The sequence below is a fragment of the Sorangiineae bacterium MSr12523 genome (assembly GCA_037157775.1).
Taxonomy (GTDB): Bacteria; Myxococcota_A; Polyangia; order Polyangiales; family Polyangiaceae; genus Pendulispora; species Pendulispora brunnea.
Genome location: CP089982.1, coordinates 1,539,179 through 1,556,001, shown reverse-complemented (window position 1 = coordinate 1,556,001; position 16,823 = coordinate 1,539,179). Strand labels below are relative to the sequence as shown.

11 protein-coding genes are annotated in these 16,823 nt (G+C 64.3%); 8 read left to right on the top strand and 3 right to left on the bottom strand.

Annotated features, from left to right (window positions below; all coding sequences use genetic code 11):
- Position 1 precedes the first annotated feature (1 nt).
- The gene (locus tag LZC95_06180) at positions 2-5,296 is read right to left on the bottom strand and encodes an acyltransferase domain-containing protein (protein ID WXA96425.1); all 5,295 of its coding nucleotides are present in this window, start codon (positions 5,294-5,296) and stop codon (positions 2-4) included.
- Positions 5,297-5,800: 504 nt separating this feature from the next.
- On the opposite strand from LZC95_06180, the gene LZC95_06175 reads away from it, so the two are divergent.
- From LZC95_06175 to treZ, 4 genes are all read left to right on the top strand, one after another.
- On the top strand, positions 5,801-7,153 hold the full coding sequence (locus LZC95_06175) for a glutamate-cysteine ligase family protein (protein WXA96424.1): 1,353 nt from the start codon (positions 5,801-5,803) through the stop codon (positions 7,151-7,153).
- 36 nt (positions 7,154-7,189) lie between these two features.
- Positions 7,190-7,648: a MarR family transcriptional regulator gene (locus LZC95_06170; GenBank protein ID WXA96423.1), complete on the top strand. Its 459-nt coding sequence runs from the start codon at positions 7,190-7,192 to the stop codon at positions 7,646-7,648.
- A 135-nt stretch (positions 7,649-7,783) separates the two neighbouring features.
- Complete coding sequence (locus LZC95_06165) at positions 7,784-8,881, top strand: hypothetical protein (GenBank protein WXA96422.1); 1,098 nt, start codon at positions 7,784-7,786, stop codon at positions 8,879-8,881.
- Between the two features lie 163 nt (positions 8,882-9,044).
- Complete coding sequence (treZ, locus tag LZC95_06160; protein ID WXA96421.1) at positions 9,045-10,847, top strand: malto-oligosyltrehalose trehalohydrolase; 1,803 nt, start codon at positions 9,045-9,047, stop codon at positions 10,845-10,847.
- Here the strand turns inward: treZ and LZC95_06155 are convergent.
- Positions 10,842-11,531 (bottom strand): hypothetical protein, encoded by a 690-nt coding sequence (locus LZC95_06155; protein ID WXA96420.1) that lies wholly within the window; start codon positions 11,529-11,531, stop codon positions 10,842-10,844. The two genes, treZ and LZC95_06155, sit on opposite strands and share 6 nt — an antisense overlap.
- A gap of 49 nt (positions 11,532-11,580) precedes the next feature.
- Here LZC95_06155 and LZC95_06150 point away from each other — a divergent pair, with 49 nt between their 5' ends.
- The 4 genes from LZC95_06150 to LZC95_06135 are packed head-to-tail and all read left to right on the top strand — an operon-like array spanning position 11,581 to position 15,106.
- Entirely contained in the window at positions 11,581-12,495 is a 915-nt protein-coding gene (locus LZC95_06150) for a LysR family transcriptional regulator (protein ID WXA96419.1), read from the top strand.
- 12 nt (positions 12,496-12,507) lie between these two features.
- Positions 12,508-13,518 (top strand): ATP-binding cassette domain-containing protein, encoded by a 1,011-nt coding sequence (locus LZC95_06145; protein WXA96418.1) that lies wholly within the window; start codon positions 12,508-12,510, stop codon positions 13,516-13,518.
- Complete coding sequence (locus LZC95_06140) at positions 13,515-14,318, top strand: ABC-2 family transporter protein (GenBank protein ID WXA96417.1); 804 nt, start codon at positions 13,515-13,517, stop codon at positions 14,316-14,318. The genes LZC95_06145 and LZC95_06140 overlap by 4 nt, the downstream gene beginning before the upstream one ends.
- Positions 14,315-15,106: an ABC-2 family transporter protein gene (locus LZC95_06135; protein WXA96416.1), complete on the top strand. Its 792-nt coding sequence runs from the start codon at positions 14,315-14,317 to the stop codon at positions 15,104-15,106. The genes LZC95_06140 and LZC95_06135 overlap by 4 nt, the downstream gene beginning before the upstream one ends.
- Positions 15,107-15,300: 194 nt before the next feature.
- On the opposite strand, the gene LZC95_06130 is transcribed toward LZC95_06135, so the two are convergent.
- Positions 15,301-16,776: a L,D-transpeptidase gene (locus tag LZC95_06130; GenBank protein WXA96415.1), complete on the bottom strand. Its 1,476-nt coding sequence runs from the start codon at positions 16,774-16,776 to the stop codon at positions 15,301-15,303.
- Between the last annotated feature and the right edge of the window lie 47 nt (positions 16,777-16,823).

The following is a 16,823-nucleotide window of genomic DNA, read 5'->3' as shown; positions in this document are numbered from 1 at the left end:
GTCATATCGCCTCTTTCAACAGATCGGCCACGAGCGCGAGCTCACGTGCCAAATGGTGCCGGGCATCCTTGCTCTCGGGCGGCAAATCGGCCGCGGCCTTTCGGACCGAAGGCGGCGGCTTGGTGACCTCTTCGGGCACCGATTCCGCCGCGAGTTTCATCTCCTTGATGAGAAACGACGCCAGATCGACGATGGTCGGATGGTTCCAGATGGCCGTCGCCGACAGGCGCACGTCGAACTTCCGCTCGAGCCGATTTCGCAGCTCCAGGGACATCACCGAATCGAGCCCCAAGGTACGCAGCGGGGCATCCATGGGCATTTTTGCGGCGGGGATCCGCACCACCAGCGCCGCCGAATCGCGCACTTCGTTCTCGACGACGCGCCGGCGCTTGGCCGGTGCCAACGTGTCGAGCATCGCCCGCACCCCCTCGTGCACCCCCTGGCTGCGCACGCTTTGCGGCGGCGCGTCCTCAGCGCTCAAGACCGCCGCGCGCGCCGGAAGGAGTCGCAAATGCAGCCCCGTTGCACTCATGGTCACGTTGCCGTTGTCATCGAATAGGAAGACATCGGCCCGCACGGCACCGCCATCGCAATGCAGACAGCGCGCGTAGGCATAGCCCGACGCCCCCGGCCTCGTGTGGATCTGGAAGGTGTCCATGCCCACGGTGATGCAGCTTTGCTCGCCCAGGGCCTCTGCCGGAATGGCCGACAGCATGACTTGAAATGCAGCGTCGACCAGCGCCGGGTGTGCCATGTACCGGTCCACGTGATCGAGCGGCGCTTCGTCGAAGGCAATGCGCGCGAGCGCCTCGCGCTCCCCTAGGCTGACGTGCTGGATGCCGCGCAGGCGTGCGCCGTACGCAAGGCCCTTCGTGTTCATCCACGCGTAGACGTCCGGGCGCACGTGCATTCGCCCCGAAATGCGCGCGCGCAGCTCCTCGAGCGAGGGACAGACGGCGGGCGATGCCGTGCGCGCGCGAACCATGGCACGCGCATGCACCGTCCATGACGTGTTCCCACTGTCGCCCCGCGACAGGATGTGCAACGACGCGGCCCCGTCGAATTGCTTCAGGGCGACTTGCACGCGCCGCCCGCCCTCGGTCGGAATGGGCAAGGCACGGTCGAAGCGCAGATCGTAAAGCATTGACTCCGAGCCATCGCCATGGGCGACCGCGGCCGCCGCCAGTGCCATCTCGGCGAAGACCGACCCGGGCGCCACGATGTCGCCGTCGATGACGTGATCGCGCAGGTACGGCAGCGATACACAATCGAGTTGCGTTTGCCAATAATGTGTACCTGGCTCCAGCGCCGATTCGATGTGGGTTCCCGTCAGCGGGTGCCCTTCGCGCGGGATCGCGGGTGCAGCCGCCGCAGGCAGCCAATACGAGGCGCGCTGCCAAGGATACGACGGCAGCGACACGACCTTCCCTCCGCCGTGGATCGCGCTCCAATCGGGCTCGTGCCCCGCCGCATAGATCCGCGCGAGCGACGCGAGCATGGTGTGCTTCTCCGGCTCGTGCCGGCGCAGCGAGGGAACGACGAGCGCGGACGCGTCGAGTTCCGTAAGGCCCTGTTCGATGGCGGGTACCAAGATGGGGTGCGGGCTCAACTCGACGAAGACCGTGATGCCGTCGGCTACGACAGCGCGCACGGCGTCGCCGAAGAACACGGGATCGCGCAGGTTCTTGACCCAATACTCGGGAACGAGCTCGCCCCCGGAGACGCGGGCGTTCACCACCGTCGAGTACATGGCGATGCGCGCCTCACGCGGGCGAATGGGCTCGACGGCGGCGAGGATGTCGTCGCGCAAAGGGTCCATCTGCGGGCTGTGCGAGGCGATGTCGACCTTCACCCAGCGCCAGAAAACGTCGCGCCCGGTGAGCTCCTGGCCGATGCTTTCCAATGTCTGCGGATGACCCGAGAGCACCGTCGAGCGCCGGCTGTTGCTCACGGCAATGGAGACTCCGTCCCGCCCGCGCAAGGTCTCGCGGGCTTCCTCCACGGTGAGCTCCGTGGCCATCATCGCCCCGAGGCCGCTCATGGTGCGCATCAAACGGCTGCGCAGGCAGATGATGCGCGCCGCGTCCTCGAGCGACAGCGCCCCCGCCACGTGGGCCGCCGCCACCTCGCCCATGCTATGGCCAATGACGGCATCCGGCGCGATGCCCCACGCCGTCCACTGTGCGGCGAGCGCCACCTCGATGGAGAACAGCAGCGGCTGCACGACGTCGAGCCGCCCCAGGTTGGACACGTCCTCGGACGCGAGCAACTCGTCCACGATGGACCAGCCGACGATGCCCTTCACCGCGCGATCGCAGGCGAGCATCGCCTCGCGGAAGGCGCGCTCTCGTGCAAAGAGGTCGCGGCCCATGCCCAGCCATTGTGCCCCCTGTCCAGGAAAGACGAAGGCCACTTTGGGACGGTGCGAGGCGCCGTAGCCTTCCACCTCGTCGCACGCCGCGCGCAGCGCTGTCGCAAGCTCCTCGCGCGTGCCGCCCACCGCGGCCATGCGCACTGGATGGTGCGTCCTGCGTGCGCCGGCGGTGTGGCAGATGTCCTCAATGCTTCGATCCGGCTGCTCCTCGAGGGTGCGCGCGATGCGCTCGGCGAAGCTTCGCAGCGCGTCGGGCGACTTGGCCGACACCGGAAGGACGTGCACCGGCGCCAGGCGATCCATGGGAATGCTGCGCGAGGCAATCCGCGCGCGTGCTTCGTACAGGACGGAGCGCTCGTCCGCACCGCGGCGGATGCCGGGCCACACCTCGATGTCGCCCCGGCCCGAGCGACACTGCTCGAGCGCGTGCTGCAGCACCGGAGCGAGGCTCATCTCGAGAAAGACCTCGTGCCCCTCGCGCAGAAGCGCATCGACGCCTTGGGAGAATCGAACCGGCTGCCGCAAGTTGGCGGCGAAGTACGCGCCATCCAACTCGGCCCCCTCGACGAAGCGCCCGTGGAGCGTGGACATCATGGGCACGCTCGGCGCCTTCGGGCGGATCCCCGAAAGCACCCGCACGATCTCCGGCACGATGGGATCCATCGCCGCGCTGTGCGCCGCGACGTTGACCCGCACGAGGCTCGCGCGAATGCCTTGCAATTTCAGCTCCGCGACGAAGTCGTTCAACGCGGTGGCCGCGCCCGAGACCACGGTGGACGACGGGCCATTGTAGGCCCCCACGACGATGCGATCCGCATACGCACCGAGCCGCTCCTCGACGGCGTTTGCGTCCAAGTCCACCAGCGCCATGCCCGTGTCGGCCGCCGTCGTCTTCTGCAGCCGGCTGTAATGGCACACGGTTTCGACCGCGTCCTCCAAGGACAGCGCGCCGGCGATGTACGCCGCGGCAATTTCGCCGAGGCTGTGGCCTATGACCGCGTCGGGCTCCACGCCCCCTGCCCGCCACCACTCGGACAGCGCCACCTGAATGGCAAATAGGACCGGCTGAATCACGCTCACGTCGTCGAAACGCGCCTCGCCTTCTCGACGAAGGAGCTCGGCCCGCACGGACCAACCCACGCGCTTCACGAGATGCCGATCGATCCGCTCCAACGACGCGCGGAAGACCGGCTCCGAGGCGAGCATGGCGCGGGCCATGCCCACCCATTGTCCGCCTTGCGGGGCGCAGACGAAGACGATGCGTGGCTTGCTCCGGATCCCGCTGTCGCGCTTGTTCTCGTCGCCCGCGAATGCCGGCGCGCGGGGAGCCACCTCGGGAACGCGCACCGTATCGGGGGGCGGAACCTCCTCGACCAAGACATGCACGTTGGTGCCGCCCCAGCCGAACGCGCTCACGCCGGCCAGCGCGGCATGCTCTTCGTCCGGCCAACGCTGCGCCGTTCGGGGGACCTCGAGGTGCAGGTCCTCGAACGCGATGAGCGGATTGGGCTCGTGAAAATGCAGGCTCGGATACACCGTGCGCGCATTCACGGAGAGCACCGCTTTGATCAGGCCGGCGATCCCCGCGGCGCCTTCGAGATGCCCGATGTTCGTCTTGATCGAGCCGATGCGCAGCGGGTTGTCCTTGGGCCGCACTTGGCCGAACACCGCGCCCAGCGCGCCCGCCTCGATGGGATCGCCCAGGGCGGTGCCCGTTCCATGCGCCTCGACGTAGCCTACCCGCGCGGGATCGATCCCGCCACGGCGGCAGGCATCCAGAAGCACATCCTCTTGTGCGCGTGGATTCGGTGCGGTGAGGCCGTTGCTCGGTCCATCGTTGTTGGAAGCGCTTCCGCGGACGACACCGTAGATGCGATCTCCATCGGCCATGGCCTTCGAAAGCCGTTTGAGCACCACGAGGCCGCCGCCTTCGCCCCGGCCAAATCCGTTGGCGCTCGCGTCGAAGGCCTTGCACCGGCCGTCGGGCGCGAGCCCGCCAAACCGTTGCAAGGCAACCATCGTGCGCAATGCGAGGATCAAATTGATGCCCCCGGCCAAAGCGACGGTGGCTTCACCGTGAATCAGGCTCTGACACGCGAGGTGCACGGCCATGAGCGACGAGGAGCACGCGGTGTCGACGACCAAACTGGGGCCGGTCAATCCGAAAGCAAATGAAACCCGATTGGCAATCATGTTGAGCGATTGCCCGACGGCGCTGTGCGGGGTGACACGTGCGGTATCCAGGGAGGCCAATTCGCCGTAGTCGCGCCAGATGGCACCGATGAAGACACCCACGCGGCCCTGACGAAGCATGTCCGAGGAAAGGCCCGCATCGTCGAAAGCTTCGGCAGCCAATTCGAGGGCGAGCCGCTGTTGCGGGTCGATCTCCAAGGCTTCCCGCGGTGAGATGCCGAAGGCCAGCGGGTCGAAACCGTCGACGTTTTCCAACAAACCGGCGCGCGGGGGCAATGGCTCATCCGGACCGCGGGGTTGGGAATGCCAGCGATGCGCAGGAATGTCCTGCACCGCATCGATACCGTCTTTCAATAAAGTCCGTAATGCATCCAATCCGTCGGCACCGGGAAAGCGGCATGCCATCCCCACGATTGCCAAAGGCTCGAAATCATTCGATTCACCTTCGGCGAACTGCCACTTTGGCGTTTGGACATCCATGCCGTTTGCCAAATACGTGGCGAGAGCCTCGATGTTGGGATGTGACCAAAACACCATCGGAACGATGGATCGTTTCAATGAGGTGGAGAGGGACGCCGCCATCGCGAGGGCGCCGGCCGAGTCCAAGCCGTAGCGGTGAAAGGACTCGTGGGGGTCGATGTTCGCCGGTGGAATGCCCAGGCGCGCCGAGAGCTCGGCCACGAGCCATTCTTTCGCGGAATCGACGGTAAAGTCGCGTTGACCGGTCACGCTGTCCCTCCTCTTGTAGGCGCGCTGCAGGTACCCCGATACCCGATGCAGCTAGAAATACTGCGCCGTCACGAAGAGGCGCTCACGACGCTCGCTGGGCAGAATGCGGCAGTCAATCTCGAACGTACACGTTAGGAACGAATCGAACCGGGCGCAAGACACTTCGCTGCCTAGGCAACATTTTTGGATTCGCAGACACCGCTTCGTTTTAGCGAAGACGCGAAACAGCCTAGAAATGTACCGTTTCGGCCGTGCGCGCGATATCAAGTTTGATTAGCTTCCTTGTGAACAGTTTTGACGACTTGCATTTGGACTGGTCCAATCCAAGTTCACCATTTCATGTCCAGTGGGTCCCTTCGCGTGTCATCACGCGAGGCCCCGAGAAGAGATTCACAGGGAGGCGGGGAGGCGGGGAGTTTTTGTTTTCGGAAAGACTTGATCCGAATCCAAAATCCTTCGCGTCTTCGCGTCTTCCTGTGAATTTCTCTTTCAGGAGACGAGAACATGACACTTTCGTATGAGCAACTGCTCGAGCCTTTCGTTCGAGCGATGAAGCCCGAGCCAATGTGGCGAGTGGGTATCGAAAGCGAGAAATTCGGGATCGACGCGGAGACCCTCGCGCCGCTCCCTTACGAAGGAGAACGGGGCGTCCTCGCCGTTCTTTCATCGCTCGCGCGGCATTTCGGTTTTTCGCCGGTACGCGAGCATCCCGACGGGCCTCTCCTCGCGCTTTCCCGCGACGGGGAGTCCATTACGCTGGAACCGGGGGGCCAATTGGAGCTCTCCGGTGCACCCATGGCGGATCTCCATCGCGTGGCCGACGAGGTCGCGCGACATGGGAAGGAGCTTCGCGCGGTATCGGAGGAGCTCGGAATACGGTGGCTCGGCGTCGGATTTCACCCGCTGGCGAGCACCACAGAGTTGCCGTGGGTTCCCAAGGCGCGCTACCCGATCATGCGCGAGTACTTACCGCAACGCGGCACCCGCGCACTGGACATGATGCGCCGCACGTGCACCGTGCAAGCGAACTTCGACTACGCCTCGGACGAGGACGCAATGCGGAAGCTGCGGGTGGCCCTGAAGCTATCCCCCATCGTCACGGCCATGTTCGCCAACTCGCCCTTCGTCGAGGGTCGAAAAGGAGGAGTGCGCAGCGAACGGGCGCGCGTCTGGCTATCGGTCGATCCGGACCGGCAGGGCCTGTTGCCGGCACTTTGGGACGAGAAATCGCGCATTCGCGACTATGTGGAGTGGGCCCTCGACGTTCCCATGTTCCTTTTCAAACGCGGCGGCAAGGTCATCGCCAACACGGGGCAGACCTTTCGGAGCTTCTGGCGGGAGGGGCATTCTATCTACGGGGCCACGCTCGCGGACTGGGAAATGCACTTGAACACGCTTTTTCCGGAAGTCCGTTTGAAACGTACCATCGAGGTTCGCGGGGCCGACTCCGTGTCATCGCGGGAAGTCTGTGCACTGCCCGCTCTCTGGACCGGCATTCTCTACGATCAAAAGGCACTGGGCCAGGCCGAGGAACTCAGTGCCGACTGGACCTACCCGCGGATGGAGAATCTACGCCGGGCCGTCGCCCGCGACGGGCTCGGGGCCTCGTTTTTCGGCAGGCATAAGGTGCGCGATGTCGCACTGCAGTTGTTCGCCATCGCAGAAGGCGGCCTCCGGAGGCGGGGTTGCCCAGGCAAAAACGGTGCGGACGAGACCATCTTGCTGGCCCCCCTCGCCGACCTTGTCGGAAGCGGTCGCTGCCCGGCGGATCGTATGCTGGAAGGCTTCGACGAGGGAAGTCCCGTCGAACTTGGTCAGACCGTTTCGCGCCAGATCGCACTTCGTGCTGAGTATTGATGTCAATAATGCACTGGTAGTGTGTATTCTTGGGCAATGCCGAAGCACTCGCGAAACACCGTGCGCCTGGAAGACTCGTTCGCTTACCACATCTATCGGTGCGCCCGCCTGCTCCGCTATCGATTCACGCAGTACACGGCGAGCCTCGGCGTGGAAGTGAGCCAGGAGCAATTCTTCATCCTGCACAAACTCGGTCAGCGACCAGGACAGTCGCAGATCGAACTGGGCGACGAGCTCTTCTCGGATCGGCCCAATCTCACGCGCATGATTGCCACCATGGAACGCAACGGCTGGTTGCGGCGCGAGGCCGACCCGAACGACGCACGCAAGCTGCGCGTCTCGCTCACGTCGCAGGGTGCCGCGGTGCTCGGCCGCATCGAGGCTGGCGTGATGGACGAGCGCAAACGCCTCTTCTCGAAGTTGACCAAGGGCGATCTCGCGGAGCTCGTGCGCATCGTTTCGCAAATCGAGGAGAACATCTCCGCGGAGTCCTGATACCGACCAAGTTCACGCGTCTGGTGTCATCCGTCCGATCGAGTCTGTTGCCTTGACAACGAGTTGAGCGAGCCGTACGCCGTTGTGTATTGGCGCGCGCGTCTCGTGCGCTCTTGAGACTCGAAGGGGACAATCATGAAGATCGAACGATCCCGCGTTGCACAGATCTGCGCGGTGTTCACGGCCATTGCATCGGCCGGCTCGTTTGCGCTCGCCAGCGGCGGCTGCAGCCAGTCGGACGACGGGGATCATCACGAGGACGACCTGCATACGGGTGATGCCTCTCATCAACATACTCACGGTACGCGTGTTTGCTTCAATGGGCAGCAGATGCTGCTCGGCGACGAGGAAGCGAACATCCTCGTCAGTCACGGCGGCTCACGCGGCAACTGCGAGCTCGTGGAAAACCGTCTTTCTCTGGGCCAAGGCTACGTCCAGAGCGTCTATCAACTGAACGACGATGGCTCGCCGAAGATGATCGGCATCACCATCGACGAAAAGGGCCTGCAAACCCTTCCCACGAACGAAGTCAACGACGGCGCCACCTGTTGGGACAACAACAACGACGGCGTCATCAACCGCATGACCGAATGCAGCGGCGGGCACGAGCGCGTCATGTGGTTCCCGGACATCAAAGATTTGCCCATCAAATGGATGATGTTCAACTGGCAGGGCCACGGACACGCGCCGGAAGGCGTCTTCAGCGTGCCGCACTTCGATTTGCACTATTTCATTATGGACTACGTCGAGCGCAATTACATGCGCACCGGTCCGTGTGACCAATTCATTCCATGTCCCGAGTGGGCGAAGGCCGCCAAGGACATTCCCATCGAGTTCTGGCCGCCGGGCTATCTGAATGCAAAGGGCATTCAAGGCCGGATGGGCAACCACATGATCAACAAGAACAGCCCCGAATGGCAGGGCAAAGGGCTCGCGCAGGCCTTCGCCTATGGTCTCTACGACGGGCACATCTCTTTCTGGGAGCCGGTCACCTCGGTGGATTGGTTGAAGGGCAACCCCAACGAGTGCAAACCCGTGATCCAGCAGCCCAACGTGGAGATCCGTGGTTGGTACGCCAAAACGTACTGCTCGCGCCACCGCCCGGATCGCCACGATTACCTCATGTCGCTCGAGGACTTCGCCTTCCGCGAGGCCTATGGCGGCGACGCCTCCATCCCGCCGCCCGTGGATGCGGGCCCGACCGACAGCGGCATGCACGACCACGATATGTGAGCGGTCATGGAGCGCCGGCATCCTGCCGGCGGTCCGCCGGCCTCTGGCCGGCCGCACGAGCGCGGCAAGCCGCCTGGAAGGCGGCGGTCCGCCGGCAAGATGCCGGCGCTCCATCGCGTACATGATCCATCGCGATGAAAAACGAAGTAAACACGGGAGCTCGATGCATGAAGAGGCGCTCCCGCTCGGTTCGATCGTCGAAGAATATGGCACACGCTTTCGGGCTTGGGTAACCACGTCGGAGGCGTGCGCGGTGCGCCTTTACGGCGAGGACGGCCGGGCCGTCGCCACGCACGCCATGACGCGCTCGCCCTCATCGGAGGCGGGCTATTTCGAAGCGTTCCTCGAGGGCGTCGGGCCCGGGGCGCTGTACAAGTTCGTCGTTGGCGGGCGCGAGCTTCCCGATCCCTATGCGCGCTTTCTACCGCGCGGCGTGCACGGGCCGGCGATGGTCACGGCATCGGGCCACGCCTGGAAGCATGGAGAGGGCATCACGCGCCCGCTCGAGGAGCAGGTTCTCTACGAAGTGCACGTGGGAACCTTCACCAAGGAGGGCACCTACGATGCGGCGCGCGCGCGCTTGCCCGAGCTCGTGGAGCTGGGCGTCACCACCGTGGAGCTCATGCCCCTGGCCGCGTTTCCGGGGGCGCGCAATTGGGGATACGACGGCGTCGCGCTCTACGCGCCATTCGCGGGGTACGGCACCCCCGACGATTTGCGCCGGTTCATCGACGAAGCCCACGGCCTGGGGCTCGGCGTGTTTCTCGACGTCGTTTACAATCATTTCGGTCCGGCGGGGAATTACCTCGCGCAATACTGCCCCAAGTATTTCACCAAAGATGCCGATACGCCCTGGGGCGAGGCGCCCAATTTTGCCTTTGCACCGATGCGGCGCTACGTCGTGGACAATGCGCGCTATTGGCTGAGCGAATTTCGCTTCGATGGCCTGCGCCTGGACGCGACGCAGGCGATTCACGATCCGAGCGCGTATCCCATTTTGCGCGAGCTCTCCGACCGCGTCGCCGAGCTCGCGCCGCGCAAGATCCTCATCGGCGAGGACGACCGGAACGATCCGGCGTTGATGCGCGAGCTCGGGCTCGATGCCGTTTGGACCGACGATTTCCACCACCAGGTCCATGCCACCCTGACCGGCGAACGCGATGGCTATTACCGCGCCTACGAACCGGGCCTGCGCGGCATCGCCGACACCATTTCCGGTGGATGGCTCTACCAGGGCGCGATGTACCAGCCCACGGGCAAACCGCGAGGCAAGAGCGATGACGGATTGCCCGCGCGCTCCTTCGTTTATTACATTCAGAACCACGATCAAGTCGGCAATCGTGGATTGGGCGATCGTCTATCCGATACGATATCGCTGGATGCCTATTGTGCGGTATCCATGCTGTTTTTGCTCTTGCCGATGACGCCACTTCTCTTCATGGGGCAAGAGTGGGCGGCGTCGACGCCCTTCCTGTATTTCACCGACCACGAGGCCGCCCTCGGGCGGGCCATCACCAAAGGGCGCCGGGAGGAGTTCAAGACATTCGAGGCGTTCTCCGATCCGGCGGCGGCCGCCGCGATTCCGGATCCGCAGAAGGTGGACACCTTCGAGCGATCGTGCCTTCGGTGGGAGGAGCGCGGCGAGGAGCCTCACGCGCGCGTGCACCGGCTTTACCGTGAGTTGCTCGCGATGCGGCGCACGGATCGCGTGTTTCGGCAGGGCGCGCGGGAAAGATTGACCGCCGAGGTGCGCAACGGTCTGCTCGTGGTGCGGCAATGGCTCGGGGCCGACGTGCGGGTGCTGCTGGTGAACTTCGCGAACGACGCGGTCAACGCGATCGACGCGATCGACGCGAAGGGTGCGGGCGAGTCGATCGCGGGACTCCGTCCCGTGGCAAGCAGCGGCGCGCCATGGACCGAGGGGCGCGTGCCCGCGCACACGGCTATCTTGTTCGGGTCTTCATGAACGGGCGCGAGCCGCTTCGAGGAACGCCGCCGTGAGCGGGTGCGGCTCCACATAGCGCTCGCGCACCTGGAAGACGTAGAGCGTGGCGAGGAAGAAGGGGTGGTCCGCGAGCTCGATGATGCGCGGACGCCCCATCTCGTCACGGCCGCTCACATGGAGTCCGGCCGCCTCGAGTCGGGGTTCGAACTCGGGATTGATTCCGTAGTTGCAAAAGAAGGGCTCGATCACGCGCTCTTGCCGATAGGCCGAGGCCGCGCGCGTCTCGGGAACCACGAGCACGGGATGGGACTCGCCGGCAAGCGAACAGACCAGCGGCGTGACCGCGAGCTTCTCGGCATCGGGATGCGTCTCGGCATGGTTGGCACCGGCTACGCCGAGGACATGGCGCACGAACTCGACGACCACGTACTGAAAGCCCGCGCACATCCCCACCAGCGGAACTCGGTTCTCGCGGGCATAGCGGACGCTCGCGATCACCGCCTCCTCATCGATGTAGGGGCTGCCGGGTGAAATGATGATTCCATCGAAATCGCGCAGCGACTTCGCGGGATCGCCGATGGAATCGGTGGGAATCCACGTCACCTTGGCACCGGCCGCGGGAAATTCCGCGTGGGTGCCCTGGTGCACGACCTTGCGTTCGTCATAATCGCCGATGATGGCGATGCGGGGGGATGCGTTGTTCATGCCCTGACGCTAGGCTTGGGGAAACGTTAGGTCCATCTACATTTTTTACATGAAACCCATTAGCGAAACCTTCATCGATGTGCGCCGCCTGGCCATCCTCCGCGAGATCCACGAACGGCGCACGGTCGTGGCCACGGCGGCCGCCGTGCACCTCACACCGTCGGCGGTCTCGCAACAGATTGCCGCCTTGTCGCGCGAGCTCGGCGTGCCGTTGCTCACCCGGCGCGGACGAGGGGTTCACCTCACGCCGCAAGCCCTACTTCTCTTGGATCATGCGGCGGTGCTGCTGCGGCAGATGGAGCGCGCCCGCACGGAGCTCGAATCTTTCAACGGCGCAGAGCCGGGGCCCATGACCATCGGCGCGTTCGGGACCGCCATCGTCAACCTCGTGGCACCGGCGTTGATGCGCTCCAAGCGACTACCGCGATGCGTGGTGCGCGAGGTGGAGGCGCCCGAATGCTTCGGCGAACTCGATACGGGCAGCCTCGACGTGGTGATTACCGTGGATTATCAAGAAGGCCCCTGTCATCGAAATTCTCGATATGTGCGGCGCGACCTGTTGCGCGATCCCTTTTTCGCGGTGCTGCCCAAATCGCACCCATTGGCAAAGCGGCGTGCGATCCCGCTGCGCAAGCTCGCCGAGGAGCCGTGGGTGATGGGCGCCGACGACGGACCTTGCGGCGAGGTGGCAAAGGCTGCGTGCACGGCGTCCGGGTTTCGCCCGGACATCCAGCATCGTGTCAACGATTACCAAGCCGCCGTGGCCTTGGTCGCGGCCAACGCCGGAGTCTCGCTGGTCCCCGGCTTGGCGCTCGCGGGCAGCGCCCTCGCCAACGTCGCCGTCCGGCCCATCGCCGGCTCTGCACCGAGCCGCAGCATCTACGCAGCCGTGCGCGATGGCAGCGAGCGCTCACCTGCACTCGCCGCCATTCTGGATGCGCTCACCGCGGCCGCCATGCGGTAAGGTGCGGATGGAATGATTTCCGTCCGTGGCCTTCGAAAGATTTACAGGGTGCACAAGCGTGCGGCAGGCCTCAAAGCTGCGGCGCTTTCGCTCTTTCGAAGGCAATACACCGAGGTGGCCGCCGTGGATGGCATCTCGTTCGAGATCGCGGCTGGCGAGCGCGTCGGTTTTCTGGGCCCCAATGGTGCGGGAAAAACGACGACCCTCAAGGTGCTCTCGGGGCTTTTGCACCCGAGCGGCGGTCAGGTCTCCGTCGGTGGGCGCGAGCCGCGCAAGCGGGAGGATGCGTTTCTCAAGAGCATCATGCTCGTGCTGGGGCAGAAGCAGCAGCTGCTCTGGGATCTGCCACCGTCGGAGACGTTCGAGCTCAATCGCGCCATCTACCAAGTGCCGCGCGACGAGTACGCGCGCACCCTGGCCGAGCTGGTCGAGCTTCTCGAAATCGGTGACCTGATCGGGCGACCCTCGCGTCAGCTTTCGCTGGGCGAGCGCATGAAATGCGAGCTCGCCGCCGCGCTGATTCACCACCCCAAAGTGCTCTTTTTGGACGAGCCCACCATCGGCCTCGATGTGTCGATGCAGACCACGATCCGGCGCTTCATCAAAGACTACAATGAGCGCTACGGGGCCACGCTGATTCTGACGAGCCACTACATGGATGACGTCGCGGCGCTCTGCCCGAGGGTCATCGTCATCGACAAGGGGCGCATCTCCTTCGACGGCAAGCTGGAAGAGTTGGTGCGCCGCATCCGCCCGGACAAGAGGGTCGTGCTGCGGCTCGGCGGCCATGTCGATGTCGGCAGGCTCTCCGCGGTGGGCACGGTGGTGCGTCATGGCAATGGTGAAGCTGTGTTGCAGGTCGGCCACGAGGACGTGAGCCGCACGGTGGCCCATGCATTGTCGGCGTTGCCGGTGAAGGATTTGACCGTCGAGGATGCGCCGCTCGAGGAGGTCATGCGCGAGCTCTTCGAACAGAATCGCGCCATGACGGCCCGAAAGGACGGAGGGGAACCTCTGTCGTGAGCCTCCGGAACAACGTCCACGCCCTGCCGACGTTGCTGCGCATCGGCTTCGCGGATGCGGTGGCGTACCGCGCAGAAATGCTCGTGTGGACGCTCTCCGCCACGATGCCGCTCATCATGTTGGCCCTCTGGCTCGCGGTGGCGAGCGACGCGCCCATGGGGCGCCTGGGGCAACCCGAGTTGATCGCCTATTTTCTGGCCACCTTCGTCGTGCGCCAGCTCACCGCTTCGTGGGTCTGTTGGAAGATCAATTCCGAAGTACGCGATGGCACCCTCGCCATGCGGCTCCTTCGCCCGGTGCATCCGCTGGTGGCGTATGCCGCCGAGAACCTCGCCGCCATTCCGCTGCGGGGCCTTCTTTCCCTGCCCGTGGCCATCGTCGCGCTGGCGTTGCTCGGTACGACGCCGCTTCCGCGTGATCCCGTCTTGTGGGTGCTCTGGGCATTCTCCATGGCGGGGGCGTGGCTCATCACCTTGCTCGCCAATTTCGCCATTGGGTGCCTCTCGCTATTCATGGAGAGCAGCATCCGCCTCATGGACGTGTGGTTCATGCTGTTTCTCGTGTTCAGCGGATACCTCATTCCGGTGGAATTGTTCCCACCCGCGGTGCGCGCCATTGGAGATTGGATGCCCTTTCGTTATCAACTGGGCCTGCCGGTGGAAATCATGACCAGCGCGCACGACCGCGCGACGGCCTTGACCCTGGTCGGCCAGCAATGGGGGATTGTGGCGCTGCATCTCGTTTTCACCGCGCTGGTTTGGCGCCGTGGACTCGGTCGGTTCGCGGCGTTCGGCGGGTGACCTTGATTCGATATTTGCGTCTCCTCGGGGTTCAGTTGCGCGCGTCGGCATTGATGGCCATGCAATACCGCGTCGACTTCGCGCTCGATGGCTTGATTGAGATCTTTTGGGGCTTCACCGCCATCATTCCGCTCTTCGTCGTGTATTCGGCGCGCGAGTCCGTCGCCGGGTGGAACTTCGGTGAGTCGCTCCTCGTCGTCGGCTGGTTCACCTTGCTGACCGGCGTGCTCGAAGGCGCCGTCAGCCCCGCCCTGACCACGGTGGTCGAACATATCCGCAAGGGCACGCTCGACTTCGTGCTCATCAAGCCCGCCGATGCGCAGTTCCTCGTATGCACGGCGCGATTGCTTCCCTGGCGCGCCGTCAACGTCGTCACGGCGCTGGTTGTCTTCGGCTACGCGTTCCGCCTGCTCGGCCGCACGCCCACGTTCGGCGCCATTGCCATGTCGTTGGCGCTCTTGTGGGCCTCCACCGCGGTGCTTTTCTCGTTGGGGATCCTCACGGTGAGCGCAGCGTTTTACGTGGTTCGCATCGACAATTTGATGCACCTCTTCATTTCCATTTTCGATGCAGCGCGTTGGCCGTCGGCGGTATTTCGCGGGGCGATTCGCTTCATTTTCACCTTCGTCATTCCCCTCGCGCTCATGACGACGTACCCCGCGCAGGCACTCTTGGGCACCCTGCCCGTGTCCACCTTCGTGCTTTCGCTCCTCGGCGCGGCCATCTTCGTCGGGCTATCGCGCCTGGTCTGGCTACGGGCCCTCGGCAAGTACACATCCGCAAGCTAAATGGCGCGCACGATGCTCGGACAGGAAGAAGGTAACCGCCAAGACGCCAAGGCCGCCACAATCGCCAGCGGAAACGCAATAAACCCAAAGAAGGGTTCATCGTTGGTTCCTCTGGCGATCCTGGCGCCTCTCTTTTGGCGTCCTGGCGGTTTATTCTTTCTTCGTGACGCGTGCGCGCTCGGTCATTCAGCCTGCTACTCGCGCACGATGATGCGTGTGCCGGGGCGTTCGGCGGTGGCTAGGACGCCATGCCAGCCCTCGGGCAGGCGGGGTTCGCTCCACATGAAAAGCGCTTTTGCGTCCTGCGGGGCCATGTTCACGCAACCGTGGCTGCGCATGCGGCCGAAGGAATTGTGCCAAAACGCGGTGTGCGTCGCGTAGCTGCCTTGAAAGAACATGATCCAGGGCACGTCTTGGAGCGAATACGGGCCCACGCCCGGGACGTCGTCGTCCATCGTGGACGAGATGTGCTTTTCGCGAACGCGGAATGAGCCGAGCACGGTGTGGTGGTCGCGTGTCTTGTCCTTCTTGTCGATGACCCCCGTCGACACCGCCGTGGCGAATACCGGTTTATCGCCCTCGTAGGCCACGAGCATCTGCGCGGTGACGTCGATGTCGATCCATTTCTCGCCGGGCGCGAGATCCTTCGGTGGGTCGGCGGCGCGGGTCTTCGTGCCCTCGGAGGCCTTGGTCCAAAAGCCCTCCGAGGTCTCGTCGTAGCGCGCGCCATCGAGGGTCACACTCGCCCCCGTCAGCCGGAGCACCGTGTGGTACGGCAATGAAGCCCCCGCGGTGACCGTCTTCTTGTTCGCCGAAACCGTATACTTCTTGGCCTTCTGCGAAAGGATCACGCCCACCGCCGTGGGGCCGTCGCCTTCGAGCCAGATGCCATGGAAGTCCGTGGCAGGCTTGTACGCGACGAGCCGCTCGAACGGCGCATAGAGACCGTCCTGCGTTTTCCACCAATGGCCCCCGTCGGTGGTCACATCCTTGTCGAGCGAAAGGAAGAAGCCTCTCACCATGCGGCTTGCAATAGGGCCTTTGCCCCCGCGCAATTCGTCCAAGGTGACCTGCGGTTTCGCGCCACCGTAATCGCGGAGGTACCAGGGCGTTCCGCCGTCGGACGGAGCCCCTGCGTCCGGTGTATCGACTTGCGCTTCGTCCTCCGGCGCTTCTTTCTTGGGCAAAAGCCAGGGCTCCGACTCGAGCCGCGTCTCACGGGAAGGCGGCGTGCGGTAGAGCGGCGTTCCGTTGGTAAGATTGTACGCGTACTCGTAAGGCATCGACGCTTGCATGTCCGGCGGATGCCCTGCTTTTTGGAAGCTCGGTTGATTCAGATCCAGAGATGCGTATTTCCCGCAGACGAATCCACCTTGAACGAGCTCGTACCAACCTGCTTTGCAATTCTCTTGCGGGTGCGGCTGGGCGAATACCGGCACCTTCTGCCCCTGCCGAACGTAGCCAATGCGGACGCCGCCCTCTTTCTGCCACGCCATCTCGCTCATGATCGGCGTCTGCATGTAGAGCGCACCGATGAGGGCGGTACCGGCATCCGCCGCCTCGGCGACGGGCGGCGGCGCAGGAGCGGGCGCGGGTTCCTCCGAGGAGGGCGCCGGCGCCGCGTCGTCCTTCGTGCCCGCGCAGGCTACGAGCGATGCGGACGCCATCATCACGAAAACGAAGCAAGCTTGGCGAACCATGTCGCCGGGGCGAACTG